At 37.8% G+C, this 17,686-nt stretch carries 8 protein-coding genes; 6 read left to right on the top strand and 2 right to left on the bottom strand.

All coding sequences use genetic code 11. The features are described from left to right. Window positions 1–21 precede the first annotated feature (21 nt). From G7Y56_RS07045 to G7Y56_RS07065, 5 genes are all read left to right on the top strand, one after another. Complete coding sequence (locus tag G7Y56_RS07045) at window positions 22–705, top strand: response regulator transcription factor (protein WP_165042229.1); 684 nt, start codon at window positions 22–24, stop codon at window positions 703–705. Beyond that, window positions 702–2,066 carry a HAMP domain-containing sensor histidine kinase gene (locus tag G7Y56_RS07050; RefSeq protein ID WP_165042231.1) on the top strand — a complete coding sequence of 455 codons (1,365 nt, stop codon included), beginning with the start codon at window positions 702–704 and terminating at the stop codon, window positions 2,064–2,066. The genes G7Y56_RS07045 and G7Y56_RS07050 overlap by 4 nt, the downstream gene beginning before the upstream one ends. Further along, window positions 2,063–2,608 carry a DNA-3-methyladenine glycosylase I gene (locus tag G7Y56_RS07055; RefSeq protein WP_165042233.1) on the top strand — a complete coding sequence of 182 codons (546 nt, stop codon included), beginning with the start codon at window positions 2,063–2,065 and terminating at the stop codon, window positions 2,606–2,608. The genes G7Y56_RS07050 and G7Y56_RS07055 overlap by 4 nt, the downstream gene beginning before the upstream one ends. Before the next feature lie 89 nt (window positions 2,609–2,697). Further along, window positions 2,698–3,357 (top strand): alpha/beta fold hydrolase, encoded by a 660-nt coding sequence (locus G7Y56_RS07060; RefSeq protein WP_165042235.1) that lies wholly within the window; start codon window positions 2,698–2,700, stop codon window positions 3,355–3,357. Between the two features lie 100 nt (window positions 3,358–3,457). Beyond that, complete coding sequence (locus G7Y56_RS07065) at window positions 3,458–5,743, top strand: glycosyl hydrolase (protein ID WP_165042237.1); 2,286 nt, start codon at window positions 3,458–3,460, stop codon at window positions 5,741–5,743. A 318-nt stretch (window positions 5,744–6,061) separates the two neighbouring features. Here the strand turns inward: G7Y56_RS07065 and G7Y56_RS07070 are convergent, their stop codons facing one another. After that, the gene (locus G7Y56_RS07070) at window positions 6,062–14,746 is read right to left on the bottom strand and encodes a GH36-type glycosyl hydrolase domain-containing protein (protein ID WP_165042239.1); all 8,685 of its coding nucleotides are present in this window, start codon (window positions 14,744–14,746) and stop codon (window positions 6,062–6,064) included. A gap of 622 nt (window positions 14,747–15,368) precedes the next feature. Here G7Y56_RS07070 and G7Y56_RS07075 point away from each other — a divergent pair. Continuing rightward, complete coding sequence (locus G7Y56_RS07075) at window positions 15,369–16,478, top strand: universal stress protein (RefSeq protein ID WP_165042242.1); 1,110 nt, start codon at window positions 15,369–15,371, stop codon at window positions 16,476–16,478. Window positions 16,479–16,546: 68 nt separating this feature from the next. Here the strand turns inward: G7Y56_RS07075 and G7Y56_RS07080 are convergent, their stop codons facing one another. Then, entirely contained in the window at window positions 16,547–17,650 is a 1,104-nt protein-coding gene (locus tag G7Y56_RS07080) for a SusF/SusE family outer membrane protein (RefSeq protein ID WP_165042244.1), read from the bottom strand. Between the last annotated feature and the right edge of the window lie 36 nt (window positions 17,651–17,686).

Below are 17,686 nucleotides of genomic sequence, written 5' to 3' on the forward strand. Positions count from 1 at the left end.
AGTCTAAAAATATAGGAATATATGGAATTACTTCTTGTAGAAGACAATAAGCGAATTAGTGAGTTTGTTGTCAAAGGTCTTGAAGAAAGCGGGTTTTCGGTTGTGTTGGCTGAAAATGGAACCGATGCCCGTAGCTTTATCGCCAACAAAGAATGGGATCTTATATTACTGGATATCATGCTTCCTGATATTGACGGTATAGAACTTCTACAATACACCCGCTATAAGAAGATTAATACACCTATTCTTGTAATCAGCGCCTTAAGTGAACCAGAAGATAAGGTAAAAGCCCTCGATTACGGAGCAGATGATTATTTATCAAAACCATTCCATTTCAAAGAATTAATTGCCCGGATCAATGCTCTCACCCGCAGAGCGAAACTCGATTACAACACTCCCTCGGAAATACTTGAATGTGAGGGTCTAAAATTATATATCGATAAACATCGTGTAGAAAGAGACGGAAGAGAAATAAAACTAACTTTTCAGGAATTTAAACTCTTAAAACTGTTGATGGAACACCCTAACAAAGTACTTTCCAGAACTCAAATACTGGATACAGTCTGGGGAATAAATTATGATACAAATACCAATGTTGTTGATGTTTACATATCATATCTCCGCAATAAAATAGACACAGCAGATGCCACTAAACTGATAGATACGGTAAAAGGAAGAGGCTATTTAATACGAACAAGAGAATGAAAGTACAAACTCGTCTGGCTTTGTTTTGTTCTATTGTATTCGGGGTGATTTTTGCAATTATATCCCTCCTTATTTATGGCTTGTTTTACCAGAATACAGAGAAACAAATATATAACAACCTCAAAAAAACAGCTTATATTTCGGCAATCTTCTATTTAGAAGAAGATGAGCTCAACAGCAAAGATTTCGAAAAGGTAAAGGATCAGTTCGATGAATTCGTTTCAGATGCTTCTTATCAGATATATGATAAAGAGAACAATATTTGTTATGGAACTCAACAACCCAACATACCTACCGATATTCTAGATAAAATAAGGAACGAAAAATCTCTCTCTTTTAAAACGGATGGGTTTCGATGCTATGGTATCTTTTACGAAGATAACCAAGGAAACTTTGTAGTTATTACAAAAAATAAAGAAGAGGAATTGTCCATGCAAATGAATATCTTATTATGGATACTTTCCGCATCATTTTTTATCGGGCTTATTGCAATTATAGGATTTAGCAGATGGGTTTCGCATGTTGCATACCGTCCATTTCAGAAAGTTATAAACCAAGTAAATAGTATATCGACAAATGATTTAAATGTACAGATCGAATCGCCCGAAACAAAAGATGAGTTACAGGATCTAATTGATACATTTAATAAACTCTTGACCAAAATATCGGAGACTCTCATCATTCAGAAAAATTTTGTCAGTTATGTTTCACACGAATTCAAAACACCTTTAGCATCCATCTTAGGCAATCTCGAGGTCTTTTCTATGAAAGAGCGTACTTCCGAAGAATATATGAATTTATCGAAAAAATTAATTCAGGAAATATATCAGTTGGAAGGAATTTTAGATACCCTTATCGTTGTTTCCGATCTCAGAAAAGATTCAGATATAACAACATTGGTAAGAACTGACGAACTGATATGGGAAATAATAAATAAAATAACAGAGCATTATCCAAGCTCAAAAATAAAAGTCAATACAGATATTCAGTCCGAGGACGAACATTTGTTGTCAATCAGTAGAGATAAGACTCAGCTATTTATGTCTTTATTCAATCTGATAGAAAATGGGGTAAAATATTCTCATGGAAATACAGTCGATATCCATATTTATAAAAATAATGACAATGCTTTATGCCTGTCAATAACTGACTATGGAATTGGGATTCCTCCCGAACAATTGGAGAACATAAGTAAGCCTTTTTACAGAGCCGACAATGCTAATCAGATACAGGGTAGCGGTATAGGCCTTTCTATTGCACTCAGAATACTTGAAAAAAATAACATCAAATATGAGATCATATCTGAATTAAATAAGGGGACAAAAATCACTATAATACTACAAAATACAACATATCTATGACCTATTGTGAATACGTAAATAATTTATCTACCGAAGATACAAATCCCAATATTGATTATCACAATAATCATTACGGATTCCCTATCGATGATGACAATGAGCTTTTTGAACGACTTGTTTTAGAAATCAACCAAGCCGGGCTAAGCTGGATAACCATTCTGAAAAAACAGAAGAATTTTCAAAAAGCATACAATAATTTTGATATTCTTACTGTAGCATCTTATGGAGAAAAAGACTGCGAGCGCCTGCTGAATGATTTGGGAATTATCCGTAACAAGTTAAAAATAAATGCTGCAATACACAATGCCAATGTAATACTAGAACTGCAAAAAGCACATGGCTCTTTTAAAAATTGGCTCGATATGAATCATCCTCTTACAAAAGATGAATGGGTAAAATTATTTAAGAAAAACTTCAAATTCGTAGGTGGAGAAATTGTCAATGAATTCTTAATGAGCAGTGGTTACCTATCTGGTGCCCACACAGCAGATTGCCCTATTTATCAAAAGATATTAAATGCTAAACCAGCTTGGAATAAATGAAAAATCTAATTTTCCTTAGTTTTCTGTTAATACATATAGTAAATTTACATGCACAAGAGAGTAATACGAAATCTTATAAATACACAAATATGAAAATAGAAGTTAACAATATTACGCTGAATTATATAACAGAAGGACAAGGTAATCCGCTAATTTTACTACATGGGAATGGAGAAGATTCAGGCATCTTCAACGAACTGACCGAGAAATTAAAAGAAAACTATACCATATATGCTATTGATAGCCGAAATCATGGTGGCAGCACAAAAACCGAAGATTTTACTTATGAAACAATGGCTGAGGATGTCTATCAATTTACAGAAAAACTCGAACTAAAAAATGTATCTGTAATAGGCTTTAGCGATGGCGCAATCTTAAGTTTGCTATTGGCTATAGACCATGATAATTTATTCCATAAAATGGTGCTTTTGGGTGTGAATTTAAAACCGACAGACTTCAAAACCGATATCTACAATTACTTAGTAGACGAATATGAAAATACAAAAGACCCTTTGATAAAAATGATGCTGGAACAACCAAATATCGAGCTAGAACAATTGAAAGATATACATACGCCCACATTATTGATTGCAGGTGAAGATGACATATATAAAGAAGAAAGCTTTGACGATATTGTAAAAATTATGCCAAATGCGAGATTACAAATAATGAAAGGACACGATCATGGTAGTTATATCATAAATAAAGATATCTTATACCCATATTTAGAAAACTTCTTAAAAGAATGAGACTGAACTAGATAATTTACTATTACGTTTCAACCTTAGAATCAAAATTTTACATAGCGATTGTAAAAGACAACTGTGTACGACCTTAAAATTTTATATTATGAGAATCAAGAAAAAAGAGATTTTCGGCTGTTTACTTATTCTGACAGTCGCACTTTACGCTTATTCGTGCAGTAATTCTTCGCTTGACAACAGCTTAAAAGCCGATTTCAAAAATCCGCCAAATAAATATCGTCCGATGCCTTTCTGGCACATCAACGGTAATTTGACAACCGAGGGTATCGATAAGCGTATAACCGAAGCCAGAACTCTATCGGGTTTCGGTGGTGTCACAGTACTTCCCGTCAATCCAAACACTCAATGGCAAACAGGATACCCCTGCCCGGGTACTGAGCCCGCCTACCTGAGCGAAGAGTATTTTAACCGGTATGCAGACATTCTTAGTATATCTGAAAAACAAGACATGGAAGTCATTCTATACGATGATATAGATTTTCCGAGCGGTAGCGCCGGAGGAAGGCTACAAAAGGAATATCCTCAATACACAAGAAAGGAACTAAATAAAGATGAATTTTTAATACAAGGAAAACAACTTTTCAAGAAACAAGCACCAGACACAACATCCTTACTTCTTGCTGTTTCGGCAATGAACACAAAGAGCCTCGAAGTAGTAGATCTTAAGCCGTATATGAAAAGTAAGAATTTAGAATGGAATGTTCCTCAGGGAGAATGGCGTATAATGTTCTTCTCCTGTAAATATAATACAGCAGATGCAGTCGATTATATGCAGCCTGAAGCCGTTTCGAAAGTGCTGGAAATGACTTACGACCAATATGGTAAAAGATTCGGCAAATATTTTGGAAATGTAATAACCAAAACATTTTATGACGATGTTGGTTTCGTACATCAGGAAAATGTATGGTCACCAGCTATAAGCACGATTTTTGAAGAAAAATATGGAAAAAATCCGGCATTGTATTACCCTGCTCTTTATTACGACATCGGTCCCGAAACCCATCAGGCTCGTGTAGCATTTTTCGATATACGTTCCGAACTAATGGCCGAAGGTTATGTCAAATCGGTAGCCGAATGGTCAGCTAAAAATAATTTGAGAAGCATGGGGCATCCGCCTGAAAATTATAGTCCTAATTCGGTTGTAGCTCATGGTGATATCTTAAAATACTATAGACATACCCAAATACCGCTAATGGATGCAATATTCTATTACGGTCGTGGAATACATGGATATAAACAAATAAGTTCGGCTGCCGATTTAGGAGACAAACCAATAGTAGGGGCTGAATTATGCGGAGCATTCCCTGCCGATATGGACTCCCTCACCTTGTATAGAACCGTAATGGATGCAATGGCACGCGGAGTAAATTTTGCAGTGCCTCATGGCATGTGGTATACAACCGATGCCGATAAAATCCGTATACCTCCACTTATTTCACATGAAAATCCTTTACTTAGAGATTGTTTACCAAACTATAGTGCTTATGTCGGGCGTTCTTGTATGATGTTGCAAGGTGGTAATCGGGTATCAGATATAGCTTTATTGTGGCCTATAACAGCTATACAAGGTGAAACCTATATAAATAGAGATGCTACATCAGGTCTGCCTGTGGCTAATTGGCTTCCCGCACACGTTAATCATCATGTTTTAAGTAATTTACTAACAAATGATATCCGTAGAGACTTCACATTTGTTCATCCTGAAGATTTATGTAACGGGAAAATCACAAGTAACGGTAAAGAATTGAAACTAAACAATACTACAAATATTCAGAATTTTAAAGTATTGATAATGCCGGGAGGTGATGTGATCTCATTATCGACACTAAAGAGTATAAAACAATACTATGACAATGGTGGTAGTGTTATTGCGACAGCTTCTTTGCCGTTTAAATCTGCCGAATTTAGTGCCGATAGTGAAGTTCAACACATAATAACAGAATTATTTGGCATTGATCCGAAACAAGGAATTCCATCCGACATATTCAAAACAAATATGAAGGGTGGGCAAATTGCTTTTATCGCAAATACAACACAAGAGAATATGGAAACTACATTTGCTAAGATGAATATATCCGCAGATATTAATTTCGCAGATATACACTCTGACAAAAGTGTTGGCTATGTAAATTACATTCATAAACAAAAAGATGGAAAAGACATCTTTTTCTTTACCAACACAACTGATCGTCCATTAGATACATGGGTCGATATTAGAGGATCATTAAATCTGGAAGAATGGAATCCTCATACAGGTTCAATACAAGAGTGGTCTAAAACTGAATCAATAAAGGATAAGGACGGAAATAAATATACCCGTATCCATTTAGTTTTATCTCCCGTAAGTTCTGTTTTCGCAGTATCGATATAATAAGGTGTATAAGAATATTTAGAATAAAGGAAGGAGATAGTCTATCGATTATCTCCTTCCTTTATTCTAGCGTGAGTTCGAAGTAAGAAAAGGAACAATAAAATCTTCATCCGAATTCGTCATCCCGAACTGAAAGGAGGGATCTACTCTGAAATAAGCCATTAGCTAATAGCTATTGGCTTATAGCCTCAAGAGATAATAGATCCCTCCTTTCAGTTCGGGATGACAGAATGGACAAAAGATAGATGCTGATTCATAACTCACAATAATATGATGCTTATAGCGAACTCACGTTATTTTAAATATTAAGTTAAGTTCTTACCCTATCCACATTTCCACAAAGTGCTCTCTGTTATCATTTATCATAAAGAGGATATCTTTGTTTTCTTGTTCTTGTCCGTCAAGTATGAGTCGTGGTAATGACTTATCCGATATACGAGAGAAAGTTATATGATACACAGTTTCTTTATATCGATAATGTATTTTATAACCATTCCACTTCTTCGGTAACTGAGGAGACAAATGCAGTCTATCCCCCTCGATATTTATCCCAAGTAAAGTTTCGACCAAGAGACGATACATCCATGCTGCAGAGCCGGTATACCAAGTCCATCCTCCCCGACCTCTATGTTGATCGGCTGCATATACATCGGCTGCAATAACGTAAGGTTCAACTTTATAAATAGCTGCCCGTTCAGCATTATCACTATGATTCACAGGATTAAGCAATCCAAAAAGCTCCCATGCCTTTTCGGTTTCACCCATAAGAGCAAAAGCCAAAACCGTCCATATGGCACCATGTGTATACTGTCCTCCATTTTCGCGTACTCCCGGAATATATCCTTTAATATATCCGGGATTAAGAGCCGACTTATCGAACGGAGCCGTAAATAACTGGATCAGTTTATCATCACGACGAACAAGTTGTTTATCCACTTGTTCCATAGCCATCAAAGATCGCTCGGGGTCTCCTGCCCCACTTATGATTGACCAGCTTTGCGGTAAAGAATCGATATGACATTCATCATTCACTTTCGATCCTAAAGGTTCGCCGTTATCAAAATAGGCACGGCGATACCATTCTCCGTCCCATGCATGAATTTTTATATTTTCTTTCAATTTACGGGCTTCCTCTATACAGTGATCTGCAAATGCAGTATCATTTCGTAAGATTGCCAGTTTAGAGTACTTAATCAATACATCGTATAAGAAGAAACCCAGCCAAACACTTTCGCCACGTCCATCTTTTCCGATTAGGTTCATACCATCATTCCAATCACCACAACCGATTAGAGGTAGGCCATGAACTCCAAATTTCAATCCGTATTTGATACTCCTTACACAATGCTCATAGAGTGTTGCCGATTCTTGCGAACGTCCGGGCAAGTCGTAATACGATTCTTCATCAGCTCGTAATGCTCTTCCTTCAATAAAGGATACCTTTTCATCAAGAATACCTGTATCTGCAACGCTTGTCACATATCGGCAAGTTACGTATGGCAACCATAGGTAATCGTCGGAGAAATGTGTCCTTACCCCTCGTCCCATAGGCGGATGCCACCAATGTTGCACATCACCTTCTAGAAACTGACGGCTTGCAGCACGAAGTATTTGTTTGCGAACAATAGAAGGCTCGGCATGTACCAACGCCATAACATCTTGTAGTTGATCACGGAATCCATAGGCTCCGCCGGATTGATAATATCCAGATCGTGCCCATACACGGCTACTCAATGTTTGATACAATAACCATCCGTTAGCCATCACATTTACCGATGCATCGGGAGTATCCACATTTACAGTTCCAAGTGTACGATTCCAATAATCCCATACACCTTTGAGAGCCTCTTTTGCAGCACCTGTTGTACGGAAACGCAAAACAAGATCACGCATCTCCTCTTTATTATGCGCAAAACCCAAACGGAAACGGGTATCCCTCTCCTGCCCATCCTGCAAATCGAATACTACTTGCATAGCTCCACAAGGATCAAGCCCTGCTCCGACTTTGCCCGAAAGACGGCTACGCTTCATGGATGCAGGTTGCGAAATATTACCATTTTGTCCTATAAACTCTGTTCGGTCACCTGTCAGTGTCCGCGATTCTCCGACATCTATAAAAGCTATTTTTCCGGCAAAACCGATATTATAAAAATTACGGGCGAACAGAACTCCTGTTCTCACATCTATTTCAGTCTGAATATGTAGCAAACTCTTCTGACGGAGATCTGCCAATACCCATTCATAATATCCGGTTACAGATAGTTTCCGAGGTTTCCCCGAAATATTACGAAGTTTCAACACACCGAATTTAATCGGTGCATCCATTGCTACATATACTGTCAACTCCGAAAAGATTCCATTTTCGGTATGTTCAAATACCGTATATCCAAAGCCATGTCTTACAACATAAGGAGTTGCTCCCTTTGCCGGTAATGGCGTAGGTGACCAAAATTCTCCGGTTTGCTCATCTCGGATATAGAATGCTTCGCCTGATGTATCTTTTACAGGATCATTATTCCATGGGGTAAGTCTAAACTCATGGGCATTTTCTGCCCACGTATATGAACTTCCGCTTTCTGAAACTACTGTTCCAAAATGCTGATTAGCCAATACATTACTCCAAGGAGCAGGTGTGGTTTGTCCCGATTGAAGCGTAATAACGTATTCCTGTCCATCGGGAGTAAAGCCTCCCAAACCATTCTTAAAGATCAGATCGCGCGATGGTAAAGGTTTCTCAATTCTCGGCGATACTGAATGTGTCGGCTGAAAAGAAGGAATTTTCAACTCCGAAATATTCAATGATTGGAGTTGCTTGTTCAATGTTCCCAGCTCATCACTCAATACAATACGTGCCGCTGCTTGCAGCAAGAGCATATCTTCGCGAGGCACTTGTTCTATACGACGAACAAATATTCCTCCGGCTTTTTCTAATAACGGAGCTTCAATACCTGATGATATGAGATTAACGATATCGTCGTGCACAGACTGACGATAAACAGAAACATCTTCATTGAGTATTACTAGTTCGACTGTAAGACCTTTCATTCGCCAATAAGCATGAGCCAAAACCAATTGCCTTACTAGTTCTATTCCCGACACATCACCTATGCGTAATAATACCAAAGGCGTATCACCCGAAATACTATAACTCCAAAGACCATCCTGTCCACGTCTGTTATTTTTCAAAATAATTTGCGATGCACGCCTCAACGAATTAGCATAAACTAAAGCACCTGCTAATTTACCATATATCTGTGCTTCCGTTTCGGCAATACCAAGCTGATTGAGTACAACCTGACTGTGTGTCCAAGCCAGTTCGAAAGCCCGATCAGTCATGCGTATACTTTGATATTTATGTGCTAATGCCACCACCGTATCTTTTGTTTCAGCCATTCCCAGCAAAACACATACGGTGACTGTTTTACCTGCAGGTACAGTGACAGTACGGCGCAAAGAGATAACAGGGTCAAGAACCGATCCGCTACTATTAGACAACGATCCTCTATTATCCATAGCTAAAGGGTTTGCCAAAGAGCGTCCCCGACCAATGAAGAGTGATCTGTCTGTTTCACACGATATTCCTCCTTGTTGATCATCCGGAACTAACATTAAATGAGCTAAATGTGGGGGAATTTCATCTTCAGATCGTGCTCGGCGAGTACAATATACTGCCGAATCTTCGGGTACAAATTCTGTCTGAACAAACAAATTACTAAATGCAGGATGAGCTTCATCTGCAGCCTGAGGGGCAATAACTACCTCACTATAAGTTGTTAGTTCTATCTTACGCAGCTTATTGGAGTGATTAATCAGTCGAATACGCCTTATTTCAATATCATCTTCGGGTGAAATGCAAATAGATGAATGGATCTCCAGATCTGATTGCCTTTGACGAAACTCAGCATATGCCTGTGTAAATATTGCCTCATCATTTTTAGTCTTCCGGGAGGTTGGTTGATAAGTCGTAGACCAGAATTCACCTGTATCTTCATCTCTCAAGTAAACAAACATCCCCAAACTATCGGAAGTTGCATCCTCACGCCAACGGTTAACGGCTATGTTATGCCAACGGCTGTATCCGGATCCGGCATTATTTATCATTACGTGGTAACGACCGTTAGACAATAAATTGACTTCGGGCTTAATATCCATATCACCGACAATACGCATTACTTCTGTACTATCGTTAAGAAGCGGATGCAAGCCTTTTATTTCGAATTCAGAATCGTCAGAAATAGCATTATCCGTTATATTATGAGGTACACGTTCTTGCAACAATAATTCAGATGCCTTCAGCATCGGACAAGCCATGAAACGTCGCTGCATAGAATTGTCTTTTATTAAATTACTTAACGATAAAAGACTCATTCCCTGATGGTGTACCATAAACGAATGGATATTTACACTCGTCTGATCGGGACGCAGATGTGATGGTGTGTAATCAATAGCTTCGTAGTAGCCATAAGCTCCCTCGTGTCCTTCGGCTGTAAGACGCTGCATATTTTCACATGCCTTTTTCGGTGAAACCATCAAAGCCATTACTGTTGCATAGGGTGTAATAACGAGATCTTCGGACAATCCTCGTTTCAAACCAAGACTTGGAATTCCAAATGCTTTATACTGATAATTTAATGATGTATCGGTTCTGTTATATCCTGATTCGGAAATACCCCATGGAACACCAAGTGTTTTACCATACTCTATTTGCGCTTTTACAGCAACTTTGTAAGTCTGGTCAAGAAGCGTTTGCTTAAAATTAGGCATTACCAGCAAAGGCATAAGATATTCGAACATAGAGCCACTCCATGATAATAATACCGGCTTTCCATGAGAAACAACTAACAGACGACTCAACAGAAACCAATGCTCTTGGGGCACTTGTCTCTGGGCAATAGCGATATAACTACATAGCCTGGCTTCGGATGCCAACATGTCGTACGACGAATTATCAGCACGTTGCTCAGTAACATTATATCCGATAACAAATAATTTCTTAGACGGATTATATAGGAAAGCGAAATCCATTTCGGCATATGATTCGCTTTGCTCCGTTAATGATTCCAAAATCTGTATTCGCTGAATAGCGTGTTTAGACGCTGTATGAATATCTGCTAACCATGCATTAAGGTATACTGCACATCTCTCTTTGACAGACGCATCACGAATATCAACCAGTCTTAATTGAGCTGACTCAATCAACGGACAAAGTCCATGCCCTAGTTTAGATAGTTCACGCAATGTAAAACCGTTGTCAAGAGCTTGTATATTATTAATAATATAATCCAGATTATCATCCAGCCCTTTTGACAATGTATTTTGTATCTGCAACCACGGGGCCAGATATAATAGTTCCTCTATGTGGTCTTCAATATTAATAATCAAGGTCTGCGCCCATGCATGTACTTCTGCATTAGAAGGAGCTAAAGATTCAATTATTTTTTCAGTCTGAAGTTTTATGGTTTTGAGAAATGAGAATGCCGCCTGCAATGTTTCGGGTTTATTTATTTCCAATTCTTTTTCGAGGTGCAATATTCCCGTATTCTTAGCAGTATAGCGCTTCATTACACGCACAGTATCTAATAATCCACTAAATATGACAGAATCATAGACAGGTGCATCTAAAAGCTCCCTTAGCCCCTGACCTAGTGTAAGTAAATGACCGGCTAAATTCCCACTATCTACACTCGATACATATAGAGGAGGTAATGGCTCGAGCGTACGGGTATCGTACCAATTATATAAATGACCACGATATTTCTTCATATTATTCATAGTCGCAAACGTAAGTTGTGTACGTTCAACTACTTTTCCGGCAGGAATATATCCAAAATCGTATGCTGACAAATTAGCCAAGAGAGCTAAGCCTATATTGGTCGGAGATGTTCTCGAGGCCACAATTGGAACTGGTATTTCCTGATAATTATCAGGTGGCAGCCAATTTTCTTTAGCCGTTACAAATGTTTCAAAGAAAGACCATGTCTTACGGGCAATTCGATGCAGAAGTAAACTTTGTTCAGCCGTAAAACTAGGGATTTTCGGTTCTATCGGACAACTAATAACCCATGCGATACAAGGAGCTGCAAGCCATGTTATCCAAATAGGTGACGAACATAATAATAGCATTGGGTCACAAAAAGCCAATAGTGCCACACAAACAAGCGCAAAGAAAGGAGAAAACCACATTAATGAATAAAATCCCGCCAGTGAATCGCTTGAAGTTTGTTCCGTATCAACCGAAGTCTTCCATTTTAATAAATATTTATGTGTTATCAACAACCGGACTAAAGTAGATACTATGGCATGAAGGTTCAGATAAGCCTCGTATGGTAATAGCATTAACGATAGCAAAACCTGCTTTAGTTGTCTCCAGCCTTTATGTAGACTTTCTCCCAAGTGCATTGACCATGATTGATCTATCGGCTTGCGAACAATATTAGTGAAGAAATTTAAAATAACAGGAGACATTAGGATGACTGATACCAATAGAGGCATTAACCATGCTGACTGAGGAAACCAAGTATAGAATAAAATAAGAAACACTAATAAAGCAGGTGGAATAAGACTTCGACGAAGATTATCGCTCATCTTCCAAACACCTAATCTAGATATGGGATTTCTTTCTGATTTTCCTCCAAATACAGGTACCCAAGGTAATAACCATTGGATAATCTGCCAATCACCACGAATCCAACGATGACGACGAATAGCGTCCATATTGTAACCCGGAGGATAGGCCTCATACATCTCTATATCGCTAATAAGTGCTGAACGAACATATGTAGATTCCAGTAAATCGTGACTAAGAATTTTATTTTCAGGGAATCGATCAGCCAATACCTGCTCGAAAGCATCTACATCATAAATACCTTTTCCGACGAAAGAACCTTCGCGAAAGACATCCTGATATACATCCGAAATAGCACGGGTATAAGGGTCGATTCCCGGGTCGCCCGAAACAAGACGTGTAAATATCGAACGTTGACTACTAACCAGATTAATAGATACTCGGGGTTGTAGAATACCATAACCTTCGGTTACAATATTTCGTTTCGGATCTATAACCGGACGATTCAACGGATGCGCCATTGCTCCTACCAGTTTATAAGCTGTATCTCCGGGCAGTTGTGTATCACTGTCTAGTGTTATTACATATTTTACAGACGTAAAAAAAGAAGTATCGCCCTCTATAAGTGTAAAAGCATTCGTGTCTCTTCGTCTGAGAAGAGCATTAAACTCCATCAGTTTTCCGCGTTTACGCTCATAGCCCATCCATTTACTCTCGCTCGCATTCCAGCGACGGGGGCGATGTAATAAATAGAATATTGAGCTAGTGATCGATACATATTTTTTATTCAAAGCTTCGATACCCGATCTGGCCCGCTCGAGTAAAAAATCATCTGATGGCATTATCTCCTGATCTGCATCGAGAAAGTCTGTCAACAAAGCAAAGTGTAAATGTTCGTCGCGATTACTTAAATAATGAAGTTCTAAATTATTGACGAGCCTGTCTACTGTGTCCTCATCCGAAAGCATAGTTGGGATAACGACCATAGTACGATATTCGGACGGTATGCCATCTGAAAAGTCAAGTCGTGGCAGAACATTGGGTTTTACAAGTATCATAGATAGCCAATTGACCAGATCTACAACCAGCTGACTCACACACAATAGAAATATAATGGACAATGTAATAGACTTCCAGTTATCAAAAGCAACACCTCTGGCCTGTAATATGGTCATAAGCGCTCCACCACCGATTAGAGTGAGTAGTGTAATAGCACCTCCGTAAGAGATCAGAGGATAGCGATGAACCGCTCTTATAAATTTTGTCGAGAATGATTCCCTTCCACTAAGTGCGAGATTAAGGTTCATTTGTCCATCCCCAACCAAATAAAAGCCAACATGCGTTTTTACATTATCGAGCTGCTGACTTTGAGCTTCCTCTGCCAAACGGACAACTTTTTGAGCAACCTCTACCTCCGAAGATGAGTTCTGTTTCGCAGCCCTTTCTATCGTATGCCGATAATGATCACGTGTGGTGAAGTCCATGAAATGGTATATACCCGCAGGATCTTTTTTCAGCGTATTTTCCACAACGCTCAATGTTTCTACAAATATTTTCCAGTCTGTTACACCTAGGGCACGAAGGCTGCTAATACTATTACTAACTGATAACTGATCTGCTGCCTGATATTGACTATCAGCATGTATAAGTTCCTCAATAGACAAGCCGTCCTCAGCCAGCCGCTGTTCGAGCCATCTGCGTGCTATATGAAGCATCGGATTTTGAGACGACAGGCGTTGACAGAATTCTGAAATAAAAGAGCTGGAAAGAGGTATATTAGACTTAGCCATGTCTGCTACGACTTCTATAAGCCGCGATGGCCTTTTCTTTGCCATTTGTTGCAATTTATCAACCCACTGATTTGCAATATCTCGATGAGATTGATTCTCTTGTAGACGAGAAACTACACGTTGTAAATTTTCGATAAGTGCCAATCGGAGCATAATAGGAACAGCCCACAATTCGCCCAATGTTAATGGCGACTTTGTTTGATATGCTTCAATAAATGCACGAAGGGATTCCTTATCTATCTGAGCGTCCACATGTGATATTAGTTCTAAAACGAGGCAGTAAACACGAGGTAATCCTTTGGATACTCCAGTTGCAAGACAAGGTAGCTCCCTACTATACTTCTCCGGAAAATGTCGGCGAGCCAATTGAATATGCTCTTCTATCAAATAAAAATTGTCAACCAGCCATTTAGACGCAGGAGTTAAATTATTCGGTTTCTTTTGTATCAGTATCGCTTTATTAAAATTACGCAATACCTTATCATTACGATTAAGCTTTTCGAGTAGAAAATTGTCTTTTCGTCCACTTGTCAGCTGTTCTTCTCCTGCAAGTTTTTCTGCATGCTGAATGAGTTGTTCAATATTGAATAGTTCATCACGCAAGGGCAGTTCTACAGATTTACGATCTAAATACTTTAATATGTCCATATCTCTTAAAGTTACGTTTTAAATAACCAATACTGCCATAATATGTGATTTAATCAGACTTTCATTTTGCCCGAGAGGAATTTATTTATACTATAGCCTACATTATATTGATTTTAAATTTCCTATCCTGAATAATGCAGAATGTTTATTCATGGATTTCAAATATTAATATGTGTTTTCAATAAAAAAATGAAATAGCCTAAAAAAATAAGGAAAGGCTATGTTATATAAACAACAGACGCCTTGTATTGTTTCGAATTTTCGAACTTCCACTGTCGTAATAATATATTAAAAACCATAAAATTAGCAAAATGGAAACAGGAAACGAGAAAATCACTTGCTTTGCGTTTAACTATTATTAGTCATTGTTAATTTTTATGCCAAAGAGAATATCACGATATATTTTAGTCCTAAAGAATCATTGCTTATCCTATATTTTTATGTAAATTTGGGTAACACTTATAATCGCAAGCTCATGTTAAAATCAAATCATTAACATGGAAAGCCATTGGCAATTAACATCTAAGAATAGAGAACAACTATTCGATAACGAAGTAGAATACTTTATTTTTCACTTCAAATATATTACATGAAATATATTATTAAACTAAAATAGAGAGAGATGCAAAACAACTTGATAACATTCGCAATACATACCACTCCAAAAGCACAGATTCTTAAACATCTATTGGAAGAAAACGGCATTGAAGTCTTGCTTGAAACGATAGAAGAAAACAATAACCCCTCAACAGGGATAATTGTGCGCATAAAAGACTCTGATCTAAATAAAGCCCTGCAAATTGTAGAAGAGAATAAACCGTTTGACTATAGCGATCAGCAAATTTCTAAAATAGACGATGGAAGAAAACGCATTTTAGTTGCAGTCGATTTCTCCGACTATTCACTCAATGCTTGCCGGGTAGCATTTAACATCGCAAAAGATTTAAATGCTAAAGTAAAAATCCTTCATGTATTTTATAAAATATATTATCCATCCCCTTTTCCTTTCGCTGATCAATTGAAAGATAAAGATGATGTAGGCCTTCTTGATAAGGTCAGAAAACAAATGCTCGATTTATGCTGCGATATAGATAGTAGGATAATGAAGAAAGAATTCCCATCGATAAACTATTCCTATTCTATTCGGGAAGGAATTGTAGAAGATGAGATTTCCGAATTCATCGAAGAGTATGATCCGACATTAGTAGTAATAGGGACAAAAGGAAAACATCAGAATAAAGCAAGCATGTTAGGGAATGTTACGGCTGATATCATAGAAATGAATAATGTACCGGTTTTGGCTGTACCACAAGACTCACCCTTCGACAATGTGTCTACGATTAAGCATATCGCTTTCTTTTCTAATTACAGAAAATCAGATTTCCCATCTTTTAATACGATGGTTTCAATATTAAAACCGTTTCATGATGTCAGAATTTCATTAGTCCATGTCAACTCAGGGGCTAAAGAAAAAGAGAAATGGGCAGAATCAGAATTAATAGTAATGCGAGATTATTATACAGGACTATATCCAAATTTGAAATTCGATTATAAATTGATAGATACTCCTGATGCATTAAACGGCGTTAGTGAATTTTTGGCAAAAGAGAATGTACAGATAGTAGCTTTAAATACGCGCAAGCGCAATATCTTAGGACGGATTTTCATCCCCAGTGTTTCTCGCAAAATACTTTCGAATCTGAATATTGCCTTATTGGTTTTAAGAGGCTAATCTTACGAAAATAAAAAAAACGCTATCAGTTCAAGCCTGATAGCGTTTTTTAAATTAAGGGTAAATAATTATTGTTTTTCGAATTTTATTGTCATTTTCTCAGTATTTACAGTGATTTTATATTTCCCTGCTTCATCATCATTCACTTTCCATTTAAGATCATCTCCTCCTTTATAAACCTGCAATCTAGTATCGTTGATCGATCCATCGGCAACCAGTGGCCTGAATGTATCATCATCCCAACTTCTCAAGGTCGGTAATTTTAATTCTCCGGCTTTTAAGTCACCTTCAAATGTAAAAGTATTCGGATTAGCAGGATCCCATTGCATCTCAAGCGCTTTATCGATACTCCATTCGGCAGATGTGGCATTGCCTATCATATAGAGAGTCGGATAAGGTACATAGTGGTAAATAATTTTCGATTCTTCTCTAAATAGAGCAATTGCATAAAGCCCTTCGCGCTCTATTGTAAACATGTTATCAGGATCGCTATCACTAAGTCTCTCTACCAATGCTTCGTCATCAGTTCCTTTGTTCAGAGATGGTAAGAGACTATTCGTTGACATTATGAACTTGAACCCACCGGTTTTCAAATTTCCTCTCCAGTGGTAAAATACGCCATTCTCTGCTTCTGTCATCTTAGTAGCCTTACTTGGATCTAGACCTGCTTGAGTCGCACTCCCCAACAAATATAAAGGCTTAGGAGCAATAATATAGCTCTTAACGTCTACTTCGACAACAGATATCTCAGGATAAATAAACTTCGGGCCTGCAACTTTTGCTACAACCCTTGCCTGAAGCATTACCTCGTCGCCCGGATAATATCCCCATTTTTTTACTAATAAATCATTTAATTCTTTATTTGTATAAACTATAGCCCGCTCGCCATCGGCAGGGATTTCAATAGGATCGGTTGATGTTTCGAAATCTGCACCATATATATCCAGTCTGAAAATATAGACAATTGTATTTTCAGGCCCTCTATCTATGCCTTTGTTCCAAGAGAAAGTAACTGCTATTTCATCTGCTTTATCTTCATCCAAAACAATGGTATCATTCGATGATTTCAAAACTAAAGCATCGACTGGACCATCATTATTGTCATCATCGCTACAAGCAATTGAAAATACAGCCAATAAAAAAATGAAAATTATTTTATAAATTGCTCTCATATATATTATATTTCTGTGTAATTAATTTGAATGATT

This window comes from Dysgonomonas sp. ZJ709, from assembly GCF_011039195.1.
Classification (GTDB): domain Bacteria; phylum Bacteroidota; class Bacteroidia; order Bacteroidales; family Dysgonomonadaceae; genus Dysgonomonas.